The sequence below is a fragment of the Neobacillus terrae genome, assembly GCF_011393025.1.
Classification (GTDB): domain Bacteria; phylum Bacillota; class Bacilli; order Bacillales; family Cytobacillaceae; genus Neobacillus_A; species Neobacillus_A terrae.
The window spans coordinates 174,192-187,870 of the sequence record NZ_JAAOEO010000008.1; the positions used below are offsets into that span (position 1 = coordinate 174,192).

The following is a 13,679-nucleotide window of genomic DNA, read 5'->3' on the forward strand; positions in this document are numbered from 1 at the left end:
AAATTCTATTCATTATTTGTTTAAAAATTCCTTTTAAAACGAAAAAAGGGCACTATTTTTAGCGCCCCTTTTTCATTGGGTAATTTTAAAAGGCCATACCGCCATGTTCGTTTCCTTCCCCTTGGGATGGACGATCTGCAGCAAATATGTTGCTCCTTTTTCATAAGGTTCATTTGGAATAACTTTAATTTGATTATCTCTTTCTAAAATTGTGGTGACCGGCAGTTCCATTCCGTCCATTTTTTTAAGTGTGATTTTATACGAACCAAGTTCTGATTGAGAGATTGGCTGATCCAGGGGAATAGTCCAAGCTTTTCTTGTATCGGCTGTTGCCTGCTCATCATGAAACTCTAGCTTAAAACCGGTTTGATCCAAAACTGGCTTTTTGGTTTCTGCATCTAAAACAGACAGAGTAGTGTATTTTGGCAGCTCAATTCTTCCAACTAGATGCGGATAGACAATTACCTGGGCATACATCTTGCCCTTTTCAGGCAGTCGCTGCCGAATATATAGCTTCACTTGCTCCAAAATTTGTTTCTGTCCTGTTAATTCAATGCGGTAACCTGGATGTGGTTTTTGCCCCAGGGAAATCACGTAAAGTGAGCCGAACTTATGAACACCTGGATACTCTTTTGCAATTGATACAAAAGCTTTTTCCAAATTGGATAGGCTGCTTTCATCAACTAGCTGAAACGACATTGGATCCTTGGGCTGAGTGGCGATGGTTTCTCCCCCCCTTATAAAAAATGCGGTGGCCACCGAGAGAAAGATAATAGCTCCCAGCAGCAATATAATATGTTTCTTCATAAAACATTACCCCTTCCAGGCATTTTTATTTCTACTATTATTTACCTTATTCCATAAAAGTACTACCTTAATAATGTTAGTTATTTTGTACTTGGAAGCAATATAGTTAGATAAATAACACCAAAGTTTAGACATAAGGGGCCAATACATCTTGAAAAATAGAAATGAATGGATTTTATTAAGTGGAGAATTATTGGGAACCTGAGATTATAACTCGGGATTTTAGGAAATTTGGAATTAAGGCAAGCAAACATGCCCCCCAATTTTATGAAATCACTGCTTTTGGCTTTGGTCTCCTGGATTGAAGTTTTTTATTATTTCAACTTATTTAGCCCGATAGAAAACAAAAAGAACCAGCATAAAAAAACTAGTTCTTTTCCCATATTATATTTCAGTTATTCTTATATCTGTAAAGGACTGGCCAAATAGCTCACTTTTAATTAATAGTTCACCTAGTGCTTCTCTTTCATCATATGCTTTTATCACTTCTGAGAAGATAATATCACTGTCATTTCTTACAACAACTTTATATTCGTTCATTGCTGTACCACCTAATTATTTTTATTTCTTTTGTTTCTTGATTTTACTCTAAAGTTCGCCTTTAATCCAATGGGAGTTCATTTCTCTATTTTACTGCAGCACAGATTAATCCAAAATAGGTTGGTGCTTCGTATGAAAGGAAATCAATTTCTCTTTCACCTGGTGGTATGGCTCCGGCCAGAATGAGGGTCTGCCAGATTCCGTCAGGCTTAGCTGCTTCAATGAAATCTTCATCAAATCTTGCCATGCCCTCAAGATCATTTTGTTTGATAAAAGAAACAACTTCCTCATCAAGCTTTTTAGCAGCTGGGTCGAATCCGTACGGTCCATTTTCGTCATGCGCATGGGCCCAATCGCAGCTCGCTATCAATCCAACGCGTTTTGATGATGCTTCTGCCGCTTCCCTTAAGGCCTGGCCAAACTCCACATGCTTTTCAAAAGAAAGTTCTCTTGATGGATTGATGACGACGATGGGTACCTCCGGCATGAAACGAAGCGGGACCATAGCTCCCCAATCGATTGGCAGACAGGATATCGGCCCGGCAGAGGTTCCGAAATTAATGGTTCCAACCGGCACATCTTTTCCGGCAGCCTTTTCAGCTATGCTTCTTGCAAACTCTCTATCCACCCTTTTTTCCATTTCGAAAAAAATGCCTTCTTCATCGACAGTGCCCATCATTCTTTCAGAGTCAGTTATAGAGAACTGTCCATTGATCCTTGTTCCATGAGGGGTTAAAACCACGATAACATCAGGCTTCGCTTTTTCCATTTCCGTTCCCAGCTTAAACATGCTCTCGCGTGTTTCAGACATTCTTCCGGGATCCTTTCCCGCTAATTCTGGAATAATTTCCGTACCGTGCGGTGCAATACAAGCAAAAACAAATGAATTCATAAAATTCATCCTTTCTTAAAATTCCTATATATTAAATTAAAGAATTCCCAGGAGAAATCCTGCAAAAAGACGGACCCCAATATTGGGAATCCGACTTTTTTCTGAGCTATGCTGAGTATTTTTCCAGGAATGATTGTTTTAACTGTTTTCTTGCCCGGTAAAGCCTTGTTTTTACAGTTGCCGTTTTCAACTGAAGGAGTCCTGCAATTTCCTGCTCCTTTAGCCCGAATTTCACCTTTAATAGGAGAATGTCCCTGTATTCGGCAGCAAGGTAATTAATTCTTTTATTCAAGTCTGCCTCAAGCATACGTGCTTCTACTTCTTCTTCCGTATCCATTTCAGATGGAACCTCCCAATTAAGCTTTTCCATCACAGTTTGGTCTGCAGGAACCCACCTTTTTCTTCTTTCGGTTCGAATAAAGTCTATGGCAGTCCTGGCAGCAATCGATGACAGCCATGCCCCTACTTTTTCAACGTTATCTACTGTATCCATCTTTTTAAAAGCTTTAAGAAAGGTTTCCTGTACGACATCTTCGGCAAGGAACCGGTCCTTTGTGACTGAAAAGGCAATATAGAAAAGCCGTTTGGAATACATAGAGTGCAATTGTTCAAAATCGCATCGCACCATGCCTCCACCCCCTTTTATTCAAAATGTTCTTTTATAAAACCAGGGACGTGTTTGTCATCAAAGTAGAAAATCTCATGGAAGTTTCCGCCCTTATAAGTAAATACACAAAGGTATTCCTTCCTACCGACACTTGCGCTGTTTATAGCTTCATTCATTTGATCTGGATCCGTTATTTTTAAAGTCTGTGGATCCTTTTGGATTCTCTCGGCTTCCCGTTCAGGATCGGTCCCTGGCTCTAAAGTATTTTTTGCCACAAAAATAGCATCCAGGTTTTTAGCTGTTATTTTAGCCTGTTCAAGCAAACCCTTTCCCTCAAGCCACTCGTTGGTATTTTTATAAGTGGGGCTTAACTGAAGGTTTATAAATTGATGCTTTCCAACGCGAATTTCGATATTGGAGCCTCTTGACTGAAAATAGGTTCGATCATCATAAGATTCTTCCAGAATGTCTTTTCTAAGCAGGGCAATAGCTTTTTTAACATCCTCAGGTGAAGATATGGCAGCACTGCTGCCACTCGGTCCATTAGAATTAAAAATGATGCTTTTTACCTTGTTTTCTTTCACTCTAAAAATATCGTAGGTGTTCTGCTTAAATTCAGCAGATTCATAGATTGGCTTATAAAGATCCGCATAATACTTTTCGTACATTCGGTATTCACGGATCACTTTTCCGCCGTCTTTCAGGTTATAAACCAAGAAGACTAATTGCCTTTCTTCTCTAATATCATTAGATTCCTGCTTACGGTCTGCTAAAATCTGCTTGTGAAGCCTGCGTACAGCTTCAATATTTGCCTTTTCCTTCATTGGAATCGGAGTATATGGAGAACCATAAGCATTTGTGTATACATCTCCATTTGGCCTTGCAATATTTAAACTGTCCGTCATTAGGACACTTTGAATTTCACTGGAGTCCGGAATCCTGTTTTCATAGAAACCCAGAGAATGTATAGCTAAAATCAAAATCGCAATCACACCTGAATACACAGCAAGGCCCTTGACATTCCTGAGAACTCTCCATGTTTTCTGCAAAACCATTTCAGCAGCAAAGTAGCCGATTATTGCACCGATTGCATAGCCGATTATTGTCCACCAAATATCGCTGTTAGAGGTTTGGCTGAAGTACGTTCCTCCTGTAAGCATGGAACAAAAGGTGGCGCCATATTTAAATACTCCCCGTAAGCCTTTAAATGCAATTGCCTCTGAGGCTGACTCCAGCTTCCTTTTTTTATAAAGGACCAAAGAAAAAACATATAGAAGAATGATTAACACACCGTATACAGCTGCCATCGCCCAGGTGAATTTCCCGCTTTCAAGTTCCGCCGCGTAAGTAAGCGGAGACATTTTTTCAACCTGTTTTGTTAAAAAGTAATCACTTGGATATCCAAATAAAAAGACCTTAAAATTGTAAAATGCAAGAAGCATAATGCCTACCGGGAAAAAGAGTAAGATATATGTCAATACTGCCTGGACAGCCGATATTCCAGTAAGCATCGCAATAAATATTGCGGCTGTAAATAAAACAAGATCAACGAGGATAGTTGTTCCTGCCCAATAAAATACATCCTTAATGTTAAACACCATTGATAATCCCATTGCCGAATGAATGATGCTGGTTAGAATAGCAATAAGTACTACTGGAATGATTAAATATAAAATACCGTTTAAAGCATAGGTATGAAATAGTTTATCCCGCTTTAGAGGAAGACTGTGCATCAGATCAGATGCCTGTTTGACATGTAGATAACGAAACAGAAAAACAGCGAGCAAAACCGGAACAGCAAGAGTCAAACTCATCTGGATTTGAAATGTAAATTGATAAAGGTTATCTACCCTTTGAAAAGGCATCCTCATTTCATCTGAATACCTTTGCATAATACCAAGTGGCAATGCGATAAAGAGGCCGATAAAGTAAACGAGGGATACCCATCCAGTGCTCCGGACAATCTGTGTGCTTATCTCCTTATTCCACAATGACATTTTGGATGGCATAGCCGTAATCCCCCATTTCATAAATGAAAATCTCTTCTAAAGTGAGCGGAAGCAAATCAAAGATAACCGGCTCAGCCTGGCGGATCTGCTTAACAATCTCATCTTCATGTCCTTTTACAATGTATAAATAAATGCTGCCTCTTTTTTCTGTATGAAGCACTTTTTGTCCCTTTAAAAATGGATCCGGCAAACCGTTTCTAAAGGCTACCTGGATTTTATGAACATCCGACTTCAATTCATCCAGCTCTTTCTCTATCAGCACTTCACCGTTATGGATAATTCCGATATGGTCACAAATATCCTCCAGCTCCCTGAGATTATGTGATGAAATCAGAATGGTCATCTCTCTGTCCGCCACATCCTGTATCAGCAAGTTTTTTACCTTTTTTCGGGCTACCGGGTCCAGTCCATCTAGCGGTTCATCCAGGATCAAGAATTCAGGCTTGGCTGAGAGAGCCAGGATAAATGCGGCCTGTCGCTGCCACCCTTTGGAAAAAGTATGGATTTTTTTATTTATATCCAGTCCCAGATGATCGGCAAGTGTCAGAAAACGCTGGTCACTCCAGCTGGGATAAATGCTTTTATAAAAGCGTGCCATTTGTTTAGCTGTGTAATGATTCAAGAAATAAGGCTGGTCTGGTATATAAAAAAGCTTTTGTTTAATAACCTCATTTTCATAAACCGCTTCTCCGTCAATTCTCACCACTCCGTTATCCGCCTGGTATATCCCTGCAAGAAGCTTGATTAACGTTGTTTTTCCTGCCCCATTAGAGCCAATCAGTCCGTAAATGGAGCCTTTTTGTATCGTCAGGCTGGCATTTTTAACTGCCTCAAACCGGTCAAACGCCTTGCTAATATTTTTCATCTCAATCATTGCTTTCGCCTCCCCCTTTTGAAGCGTTCAAGTCTTTTATCAATTTAATTAGATCATCAGCCGGAATGCCGAGATAGAGAGCTTCAAGGATTAACTTCTCAAGCTCCTTTTTGACGGAGTCCATTTTTTCGGTATCTTTTTTCATATCAATTGGATTAACAAAGCTGCCTTTCCCTTTAACTGAATAAATAAATCCCTGAATCTCAAGTTCCCTGTACGCTTTTTGAATCGTGTTCGGATTGATCGTGAGCTCCTGTGCCAATGTCCGGACGGATGGAAGCTGTTCGTCTGGTTTAAGTATGTCGTTAATAATCAGTTCCTTTAATTTATCGACCAGCTGTTCATAAATGGGCTTACGGCTCCTCATATCAAGCTCAAACATAGTAACCCCCAATCTGTACTAAGTGTACTATTATTGTTAGTACAGTTTGATTATATTCCATCCATTTCCAAAATGTAAAGTCCTTTCCAAAATATATTTACTTTTTTTAACAAAACTTCTGCATGCATGGTTTTATTTACATTGGTTAAATTATCAAGGTCAATTATTTTATGGAGGTGTTTCCGTGGATAATACAAACGAGTTTGTAGAAAAATTGCATGAACGCCAAAAGAAGGATGAGCAAAACAAAAAGCGCCAAAGCAAAGGACACCAAAGCGAGAAGTTACCGAACAAACAGCACTAAACACCCACAAAAAAACGCCCCGGCTAGCAGCCGAAGCGTTTTTTACTTTATATCTGGATACTCAAAGCCTTCTGGTTTTCACGGGACCTTGCTTCAATAAACTCTTTAACTTTACTTACAAAAACACCTGGACTGAAGGGCTTTTGGATATAGTCGTTTACCCCTATCCGGATGGCTTCCTGTTTTTCCTGGCCCCCGCCCTTTACGGAAAGAATAAAAACAGGCGTATCCTTTACCGCCCTTAATTCCTGCAGAACAGAAATCCCATCTTTTCCAGGCATTAAGACATCTAAAATAATTAAATCATAGTCGGAAGATAATACTTTTTTTAATGTATCATCACCATTATCCGTTTCTTCAATCAAATAATTTTCGCGCCGAAAGTACATGCATAATAAACTACGCAGAACTTCTTCGTCCTCTGCGATTAATATTCTTGGCTGAATAACCGGCACCCCCCATATTAATCTATCTGACTATTATCTTAATCTAGCATTGGAAGACAATTCAATTTCCAAATTAGAAATATTTTAACTATAGATTGCGATATTGGGCATGCCTTTTCCTTTGAAGAAATTCCTCAATTGTTCCTGATCCAAAAAGGACTCCCGATACAATAAAGAGTAAGCCCCATAGGTGATGAGGTGTTATCTTTTCACCTAAAAGGACAGCAGATCCCACTAAAGAGAAAAAGGTATTGAAGTTTAAAAAGATCGATGCTTCCGTAGGTCCTATTTTTCCTATCGAATAATTATAAAGCATGTGTCCCAATGCTGTAGCAATAATAGCTGAGCCCAAAAATGCAAGCCAAATATTAAAACTCAGATTTGGTATTTCTTTTAGTGCGCCTGGCTCCTGTACCAAACTTATCATAAATAATATAACGGAGCCGAATACAAGCATATACCCTGTTAACAATCTAGGATCGAGTGTTTTAGCCGCTTTACTAATCAAAATAAAACTTAATGCCTGAGACATAATTGAGATGAACACAAATAAGTCCCCAATCGACAAATCTGAAAAACCCTTCCCGCCTGAGAGAACCGTTAACAGTACACCAACACTGCCGAAGAGAAAGCCCATTGAACGGATAAAGGTAGGCATTCTGCGTAAAATTACAGTCGATAAAATAGCGGTCAACAGCGGGCCTGCGCCTAAAATCAGTCCCCCGTTGGTTGCCGAAGTATAGCTTAAACCAGTCGATAAAAAATAATGGTGACTCACAACATTAAGGAGTCCGCCCAATATAATGTACTTTAATTCCGCTCTGGTTGGTTTCCTTACAATTTTCAAGAAGGACAGGATAATAAACACGGTGACTCCTGCCGTAAATATTCGAAGAGATGTAATTGTTACAGGCTTGGCATGGCTTACAAGAATTTTAAGCACGGCTACATTAAAACCCCAGGAAATCATGACGCACATTATCATTATGTATATCTTTAAATTTTTCAAGACAATGCCTCTCTCCGGTGAAATTTAATAAATAGAGTATATCATTACGGCACACGAAATATGTGCCTAAATAAACAGCATAAACTATTCACAGAGGAATTTACGAAAAACACCTCTTTTTTATGTAAGCTGGGTGTATTATTATTGGGTAAAAGCAATTTTATTTAAAGGGGAAGTTTGAATGGTACTTATCCGGGACGCGGTTATTCAAGATTTGCCAGCTATGTTAGACATCTACAATTATGCAATTGTTAACCTTAATGCAACCTTTGATTTGGAGGAGCAGACACTCGATCAGCGTAAGGCCTGGTTTAATAAATATGGCGGTTCCCATCCCCTTATAGTTGCCGAATCTGCCGGAGAAGTGGCCGGATACTGCAGCCTTTCTCCGTTTAGTCCTAAAGAGGCTTATTCAAAAACGGCAGAGGTTTCCATTTACATTTCAGAGGAGAATCAGGGAAAAGGAATTGGCCGTACTCTTTTAACTGAAATACTGGAAAGAGCGAAACAGCTTGGATTCCACAGTATTATTGCCATAATAACTTCCGGCAACGAAAGCAGTGTAAAGCTGCATGAGAAATTTGGCTTCACTTTTATCGGACGCCTTCAAGAAGTAGGTTATAAATTTGACCAGTGGCAGGATGTAGATTATTTTCAGCTTCTGTTAAATAAGTAGACAAAGGTCGATTGTAAGATTCAATCGATTCTGCAGGTTGGGCATTTAATTACTAGTGTCGTGCATTTTTAGCTCTAGCCCTCATTGGGTAAAATCGGACATCCTTTAGCTAATTTCGGATTGGGAAGTTGGACATACCTGTTTTTAAAACGCTTATTTAACTTAAAATGCCTATTTATCAAAATCACATACGAAAAGAGGTTGGCCCGCCGGTCAACCTCTTTTTCCTTATGACTCTACCTTGCTGCCAAATTTGCCTTCCTGATACTCACGGTAGGCCTGGCGGATTTCATCCATTGAATTCATAACGAATGGACCGTATGCCACAACCTCTTCCCTAATTGGCTTTCCAGAATAAACGAGGACTTTAGAACGCTCATTCCCTTTTAAGAGAAGCTCACTTGTCCCCTGTCCATCTTCATTAAAGGTAAGTGTTGCTGCTCCAGTTTTTCTAATGGTTTCACCCTCACTTCCAACTTTCACTTCCCCACTCAAAACGTATATAAAAGCGTTGTGGTTTTCAGGAAGTTGATGAGTGAAGCTTGCACCTTTTTGAAGCGATATCTCAGCGAGTGAAAAAGGAACAAGCGGTTCAAGCGGCCCTTTCACTCCCCCTGCTTCTCCTGCATAGAGTTTCATTTGTCCTCCTTCAAATGATACAGAAGGAGTCTCATCGTAGTATATATTTTGGTAGGAGGTATTCGTTGATTTCAATTCTTTCGGAAGATTAAGCCATAGCTGCAGACTATGGACAATATCATTTTCGACTGCCTCTTCCGCATGCCTTGCGCCAGAACCGGCGTTCATATACTGAACATCTCCAGATTCAAGAACATCATGGCCGCCATGATTATCAATATGCTCGAGCCTTCCATCTATAATATAAGTAATCGTTTGAAAGCCTCGGTGCGGATGGTCGCCAAAGGTTCCCCGCTTAAACCAATCCTCTGCCATTAAGATAAACGGATCCAGCTCTCTCCACCGCTCCGGATTTAATACTAATCCTGCCTGAATATGCGGATAGCCTCTTTCTTCGTATTGTACGTTCCACTTCGTTTTTATGTCTCTTTGAAAATTGGCCACAAAGCTTGCCCCCTTTGTAATTCTAAGCTTCATAATTAATTTAACTTATATTTACAAAAAAATCACTATTCCTGTCCGAATATAAAAAGGGAAACATCAGTGATGCTTCCCTTTTCCTTATTTGGAAGAAACAGCCGGTGTGAACTTCCCTTCCACCTGATCAGGCGGTAATGGCTTGCTGTAAAAATAACCCTGCCCTATTCTGCACCCATTTGCCTTTAAAAACAGGACTTGTTTCTCAGTCTCTATCCCCTCAGCAATGACCAAGAATTGCAAATTAAGACCCATATCTATTATGGTTTTTACCATGGCACCCTGGTTAGAATGCTGGATAATGTCATCCACAAAAGATTTATCAATTTTGATACTATCGATAGGAAGATGTTTTAAATAGCTAAGCGAAGAATACCCAGTTCCAAAGTCGTCAATTGAAATTTTTACGCCAATTTTCTTTAATTGATCGAGAATGACGGTTGATCTTTCAATATTTTGCATGATGCTTTCCGTAATTTCTAATTCTAGGTAATGTGGGTCCAGCCCGGTTTCAAAAAGGATCCTTGTCACTGAGTCTACAAAGTCATCCTCCTGGAACTGGCGGACTGATATATTTACAGCAACCGGAATTTTGCTAATTCCCTTTTCATGCCATTCCTTCATCTGCTCGCATGCTTTTTTCAGCACCCATTTTCCCAGCGGCACAATAAGCCCTGTTTCCTCCGCAAGGGGAATAAATTGACCAGGAGAAATAAAGCCCTGCTTCGGGTGCTCCCAGCGTACCAGTGCTTCCATTCCTATAATATCCCCAGTCTCCAGTTCAATCTGAGGCTGGTAGAATAAGACGAACTGATTTCGCTCAAGCGCTTTTCTTATACCGTGCTCCATTTCCATCTTATGAGATGATACCCCATGAAGCAGCGAGGTGTAAAATTGATAAGTATTTTTCCCGCGATCTTTTGCCAAATACATGGCGGTATCAGCATTTTTAATTAGTGCCTCTTCATCATTTCCATCACCCGGGAACAAGCTGATTCCAATACTAGGTGTTACAAAGAATTCCTGATCTTCTATATCCAGTGGAAATGAAAATTCTGCGAGAATACGTTCTGCCACTTTTAAGACATCCTGCCTGTCCGCATTTTCAACCAGGATTAAAAACTCATCCCCGCCTTGCCGAGATACGATTCCATCTTGCCGCACCGCATTTTTAAGCCTCTTTGCGACTATTTGTAAAATAAGATCACCAATGGTGTGCCCTTTTGTATCATTAATAATTTTAAAGCGATCTAAATCTAGAAACAGGACAGCCAGTTTGGTACCTTCCCCCCTATTTAATGCATCGGTTAGGTGTTTCCTGAACATATTTCGGTTTGGAAGTCCAGTAAGCACATCATAATAAGCCATATACTCAATCGTTTTTTCCGCCTTTTTACGCTCTGAAATATCTCTTCCAACAATTTGCCTTGCCACTCTTCCTTCAAAAAGAATTGGCATCGCAGTCATCTCAACTTCTACACCCTTTCCATCAGGGCGTACCATGTTAAATTCAAACTGCATCTTATCTTCAAAGTTATCTTCTATGGTTAATTCCCTGCTTTTAATTTCCTCTAAAATATCCGGAGGAATCAAATATGAGATAGGTTTTCCAAGCAATTCTTCCTGGTCGGCTGCACCAAATAGCCGGCAGCCCGCTTCATTTATGTAATCAATCTTTCCTCTGCTATATACAGCTATAATATCAGGCGACATTTCTACGATACTGCGATACCTTTCCTCGCTTTCTCTCTTGTCTGTAATATCAAATAGAACACTGTTAAAATCAATTAGTGTACCTTTCTCGTCCAGGAGCGGAATCCCTCTGTCCTGAATCCAGCGCACTTCGCCATCAGGCCGGATGATTCTATATATACTTGTCACCGCTTTTCCTTCAGCAAGTACTTTTTCCCGTTCAGTTAATACGGGCAGGTCATCAGGATGGATAACCTTTTTCCAAAGCAAATGGTCCTGAGAAAAATCGCTCATGGAGTACCCATATAATTTTTCAATACCTGGTGAAATTAATAGGTTATTTGTTTGATCATGCGACCAAATGGCAACATCCAGTGTATCAAATATATTCTTAAGCCTTCTTCTGTTTCTCTGGAGCTCTGATGAAGTTTTGTTAATTCCCTTCAGCATCAAATAAACCAATGTTGTTGAAAGAACAAGTACGAAAATATCGATTATAAATGCAGATGGCCTTTTCAAATTAAAAAAGGTGGATACCAATTCATCAAAAATTTCAGCTATAACGATAAATCCTAATATGATTGTCACATTATATTTTTGAATTTGATTTTTTACTTTCATCTAAAATGTCCCCCAGCAGCAGGTAACGTCAATTTTCAGTCTATTTCGACCCTTTACTCTAACATATCAGAAAATCTTATTTACGACAATGCAAGTTATCACTGTTAATAAGGACTTACTAAAAAAACAAGGCTTTGTTAATCTTGCCTGTTGATTTCCGCTCCCGGCGCTCGCTTTCCGCGGGCTGTCCGAGAGCCTCCTCGGCGCTATGCACCTGCGGGGTCTCCCTTGGACCGCTTTTCCCGCAGGTCATTGAATAGGTCCCTTGAAATCGCCCATTAGGGAAAAATCAATATAGAGCTTTAATACCAGAGCCAAAACAAAAAAGCGTCCGTATGTACCCAAGGACGCTTTAAAGAAAGTTAAGATGTAAACTTAAACGAGTGTTATTTGATTTCTCCCGTGGTTTTTTGATTCGTATAGTCCCATATCGGCCCTTCCCAGCATAGAATCCGTTGTTTCCCCAGGATGAAAATCGGTAACTCCAAAACTGGCCGTTTGAATGCCGCCAACAGTAAATTGATACCGGCTGATTTCTTTCCTCAAGCCCTCAGCCCATTCGGCAGCCTTTTCCAAGGGACCATTAAAAATGATAAGAAACTCTTCTCCGCCCCAACGCCCAAAAAAGCCTGTGTTCGGGAGAAATTCCTTAATAAGCTGGGCAAACTCTTTTAATACATTATCCCCCGCTTTGTGGCCAAATTCATCATTTACCATTTTAAAATGGTCGATATCAAAAAAGATAATAGAAAAAGAGGTTCCTAGTCTGGTTGCTTTTTCCGCGTGTTCATCAAGCCAAAGATCAATCTGGCTGCGGTTTGCAATTCCGGTTAAGGCATCCACTGACGCATTTCTTTTTAAAAGCTCCATCTCTCCATGCATTTTAAATACCTTTTGAAAAAAGAAGAGTATAACGATATAAACAATATTGGCTATATAGTATTGTACTAACGGCAACAAATAATAAGCTGGAATATGATTAAGATTAAACATGCTGAAACCAAGAGTTACCGCAAAGATAATAAGCGAATAAATTAATCCCAATTTCGATTGCAGGGTAAGGAAAAACAGAATAAATACTAGAGGAGTCCAGATTACCGAAATCCCCAGTGCACCCGGTTTCCCCATTGCCATTAAGTGATAAATAGAATCATAAACAGAAGCTATATGAGCCAAACTGATGATTGCCAGATTCATATATTCTATTGCACGAAAGAAAATGTTTTGGAAAATCATATACCAGCTTACTAGCATAATCCAGAAAAGAATAGGTGTTACCATTTCGTTAAACTGACCGCTGGCTGCAGGATTAGGATGGACAATACTAAAGATAATTAAAGCTAAAATAATAAATGGGATGATCCAGAGATAAATTTTTCTTTTTAAGTTATCTAGTGACTCCATCGTTATTCCCACCTTTTGATTAGAAAAACCTGGAATCCGCCAAGCCATTTTGGAATGCCAGGTTTTTGCATATACGTTCAGAATTTATAGATATAGATTCTGATCAGTTAAAATAAAAAAGCTAATCCAAAAAGATTAGCCGAAAATAAACATCCTATGATCGGCAACTGGCTGGCTTTGTCGTTTAACTTTAGCCCCTATAGCTTTGCGTCCTTACCTTTCGATAAGTTTGCCATTTCTTTTATTATTGGGTATTTAGTCCTATGTATTTATTCTAATATATAAAAATAGACATTTCAA

14 protein-coding genes and 1 riboswitch are annotated in these 13,679 nt (G+C 39.5%); of the genes, 2 read left to right on the forward strand and 12 right to left on the reverse strand.

Annotated features, from left to right (window positions below):
- Window positions 1–72 precede the first annotated feature (72 nt).
- From G8761_RS13685 to G8761_RS13715, 7 genes are all read right to left on the reverse strand, one after another.
- Window positions 73–807, reverse strand: a complete 735-nt coding sequence (locus tag G8761_RS13685) for a protease complex subunit PrcB family protein (protein WP_166027566.1) — start codon at window positions 805–807, stop codon at window positions 73–75.
- A gap of 384 nt (window positions 808–1,191) precedes the next feature.
- Window positions 1,192–1,347 carry a hypothetical protein gene (locus tag G8761_RS13690; protein ID WP_166027568.1) on the reverse strand — a complete coding sequence of 52 codons (156 nt, stop codon included), beginning with the start codon at window positions 1,345–1,347 and terminating at the stop codon, window positions 1,192–1,194.
- An 85-nt stretch (window positions 1,348–1,432) separates the two neighbouring features.
- A complete protein-coding gene (locus tag G8761_RS13695) occupies window positions 1,433–2,239 on the reverse strand; it encodes a DODA-type extradiol aromatic ring-opening family dioxygenase (RefSeq protein ID WP_166027570.1) in 807 nt (268 codons plus the stop codon).
- A gap of 106 nt (window positions 2,240–2,345) precedes the next feature.
- Entirely contained in the window at window positions 2,346–2,867 is a 522-nt protein-coding gene (locus tag G8761_RS13700; protein WP_166027572.1) for an RNA polymerase sigma factor, read from the reverse strand.
- A gap of 14 nt (window positions 2,868–2,881) precedes the next feature.
- Complete coding sequence (locus G8761_RS13705; protein WP_207789210.1) at window positions 2,882–4,855, reverse strand: DUF6449 domain-containing protein; 1,974 nt, start codon at window positions 4,853–4,855, stop codon at window positions 2,882–2,884.
- A complete protein-coding gene (locus tag G8761_RS13710) occupies window positions 4,827–5,729 on the reverse strand; it encodes an ABC transporter ATP-binding protein (protein WP_166027576.1) in 903 nt (300 codons plus the stop codon). Before G8761_RS13710 ends, G8761_RS13705 begins: the two co-directional genes overlap by 29 nt.
- A complete protein-coding gene (locus G8761_RS13715; protein ID WP_166027578.1) occupies window positions 5,722–6,111 on the reverse strand; it encodes a GntR family transcriptional regulator in 390 nt (129 codons plus the stop codon). The genes G8761_RS13710 and G8761_RS13715 overlap by 8 nt, the downstream gene beginning before the upstream one ends.
- A 184-nt stretch (window positions 6,112–6,295) precedes the next feature.
- On the opposite strand from G8761_RS13715, the gene G8761_RS27195 reads away from it, so the two are divergent.
- Complete coding sequence (locus tag G8761_RS27195; protein ID WP_166027580.1) at window positions 6,296–6,415, forward strand: DUF4023 family protein; 120 nt, start codon at window positions 6,296–6,298, stop codon at window positions 6,413–6,415.
- Between the two features lie 47 nt (window positions 6,416–6,462).
- On the opposite strand, the gene G8761_RS13725 is transcribed toward G8761_RS27195, so the two are convergent.
- Window positions 6,463–6,870: a response regulator gene (locus tag G8761_RS13725; RefSeq protein WP_166027582.1), complete on the reverse strand. Its 408-nt coding sequence runs from the start codon at window positions 6,868–6,870 to the stop codon at window positions 6,463–6,465.
- A gap of 79 nt (window positions 6,871–6,949) precedes the next feature.
- A complete protein-coding gene (locus G8761_RS13730; RefSeq protein ID WP_166027584.1) occupies window positions 6,950–7,870 on the reverse strand; it encodes a DMT family transporter in 921 nt (306 codons plus the stop codon).
- 181 nt (window positions 7,871–8,051) lie between these two features.
- Here G8761_RS13730 and G8761_RS13735 point away from each other — a divergent pair, with 181 nt between their 5' ends.
- Complete coding sequence (locus G8761_RS13735) at window positions 8,052–8,546, forward strand: GNAT family N-acetyltransferase (protein WP_166027586.1); 495 nt, start codon at window positions 8,052–8,054, stop codon at window positions 8,544–8,546.
- Between the two features lie 228 nt (window positions 8,547–8,774).
- Here G8761_RS13735 and G8761_RS13740 read toward each other — a convergent pair whose 3' ends face one another.
- The 3 genes from G8761_RS13740 to G8761_RS13750 form a co-directional block, all read right to left on the reverse strand.
- Complete coding sequence (locus G8761_RS13740) at window positions 8,775–9,662, reverse strand: pirin family protein (RefSeq protein WP_166027588.1); 888 nt, start codon at window positions 9,660–9,662, stop codon at window positions 8,775–8,777.
- A gap of 84 nt (window positions 9,663–9,746) precedes the next feature.
- Entirely contained in the window at window positions 9,747–11,975 is a 2,229-nt protein-coding gene (locus tag G8761_RS13745; RefSeq protein ID WP_166027590.1) for a putative bifunctional diguanylate cyclase/phosphodiesterase, read from the reverse strand.
- 375 nt (window positions 11,976–12,350) lie between these two features.
- On the reverse strand, window positions 12,351–13,379 hold the full coding sequence (locus tag G8761_RS13750) for a GGDEF domain-containing protein (RefSeq protein WP_166027592.1): 1,029 nt from the start codon (window positions 13,377–13,379) through the stop codon (window positions 12,351–12,353).
- A gap of 159 nt (window positions 13,380–13,538) precedes the next feature.
- Window positions 13,539–13,623, reverse strand: a riboswitch (cyclic di-GMP riboswitch).
- Between the last annotated feature and the right edge of the window lie 56 nt (window positions 13,624–13,679).

Coding starts and splice junctions, on each gene's coding strand:
- G8761_RS13715 (WP_166027578.1), bottom strand. CDS start 6,111: ATGTTTGAGCTTGATATGAGGAGCCGTAAGCCCATTTATGAACAGCTG.
- G8761_RS13710 (WP_166027576.1), bottom strand. CDS start 5,729: ATGATTGAGATGAAAAATATTAGCAAGGCGTTTGACCGGTTTGAGGCA.
- G8761_RS13750 (WP_166027592.1), bottom strand. CDS start 13,379: ATGGAGTCACTAGATAACTTAAAAAGAAAAATTTATCTCTGGATCATC.
- G8761_RS13700 (WP_166027572.1), bottom strand. CDS start 2,867: ATGGTGCGATGCGATTTTGAACAATTGCACTCTATGTATTCCAAACGG.
- G8761_RS13740 (WP_166027588.1), bottom strand. CDS start 9,662: ATGAAGCTTAGAATTACAAAGGGGGCAAGCTTTGTGGCCAATTTTCAA.
- G8761_RS13695 (WP_166027570.1), bottom strand. CDS start 2,239: ATGAATTCATTTGTTTTTGCTTGTATTGCACCGCACGGTACGGAAATT.
- G8761_RS13685 (WP_166027566.1), bottom strand. CDS start 807: ATGAAGAAACATATTATATTGCTGCTGGGAGCTATTATCTTTCTCTCG.
- G8761_RS13735 (WP_166027586.1), top strand. CDS start 8,052: ATGGTACTTATCCGGGACGCGGTTATTCAAGATTTGCCAGCTATGTTA.
- G8761_RS13705 (WP_207789210.1), bottom strand. CDS start 4,855: ATGCCATCCAAAATGTCATTGTGGAATAAGGAGATAAGCACACAGATT.
- G8761_RS13690 (WP_166027568.1), bottom strand. CDS start 1,347: ATGAACGAATATAAAGTTGTTGTAAGAAATGACAGTGATATTATCTTC.
- G8761_RS13745 (WP_166027590.1), bottom strand. CDS start 11,975: ATGAAAGTAAAAAATCAAATTCAAAAATATAATGTGACAATCATATTA.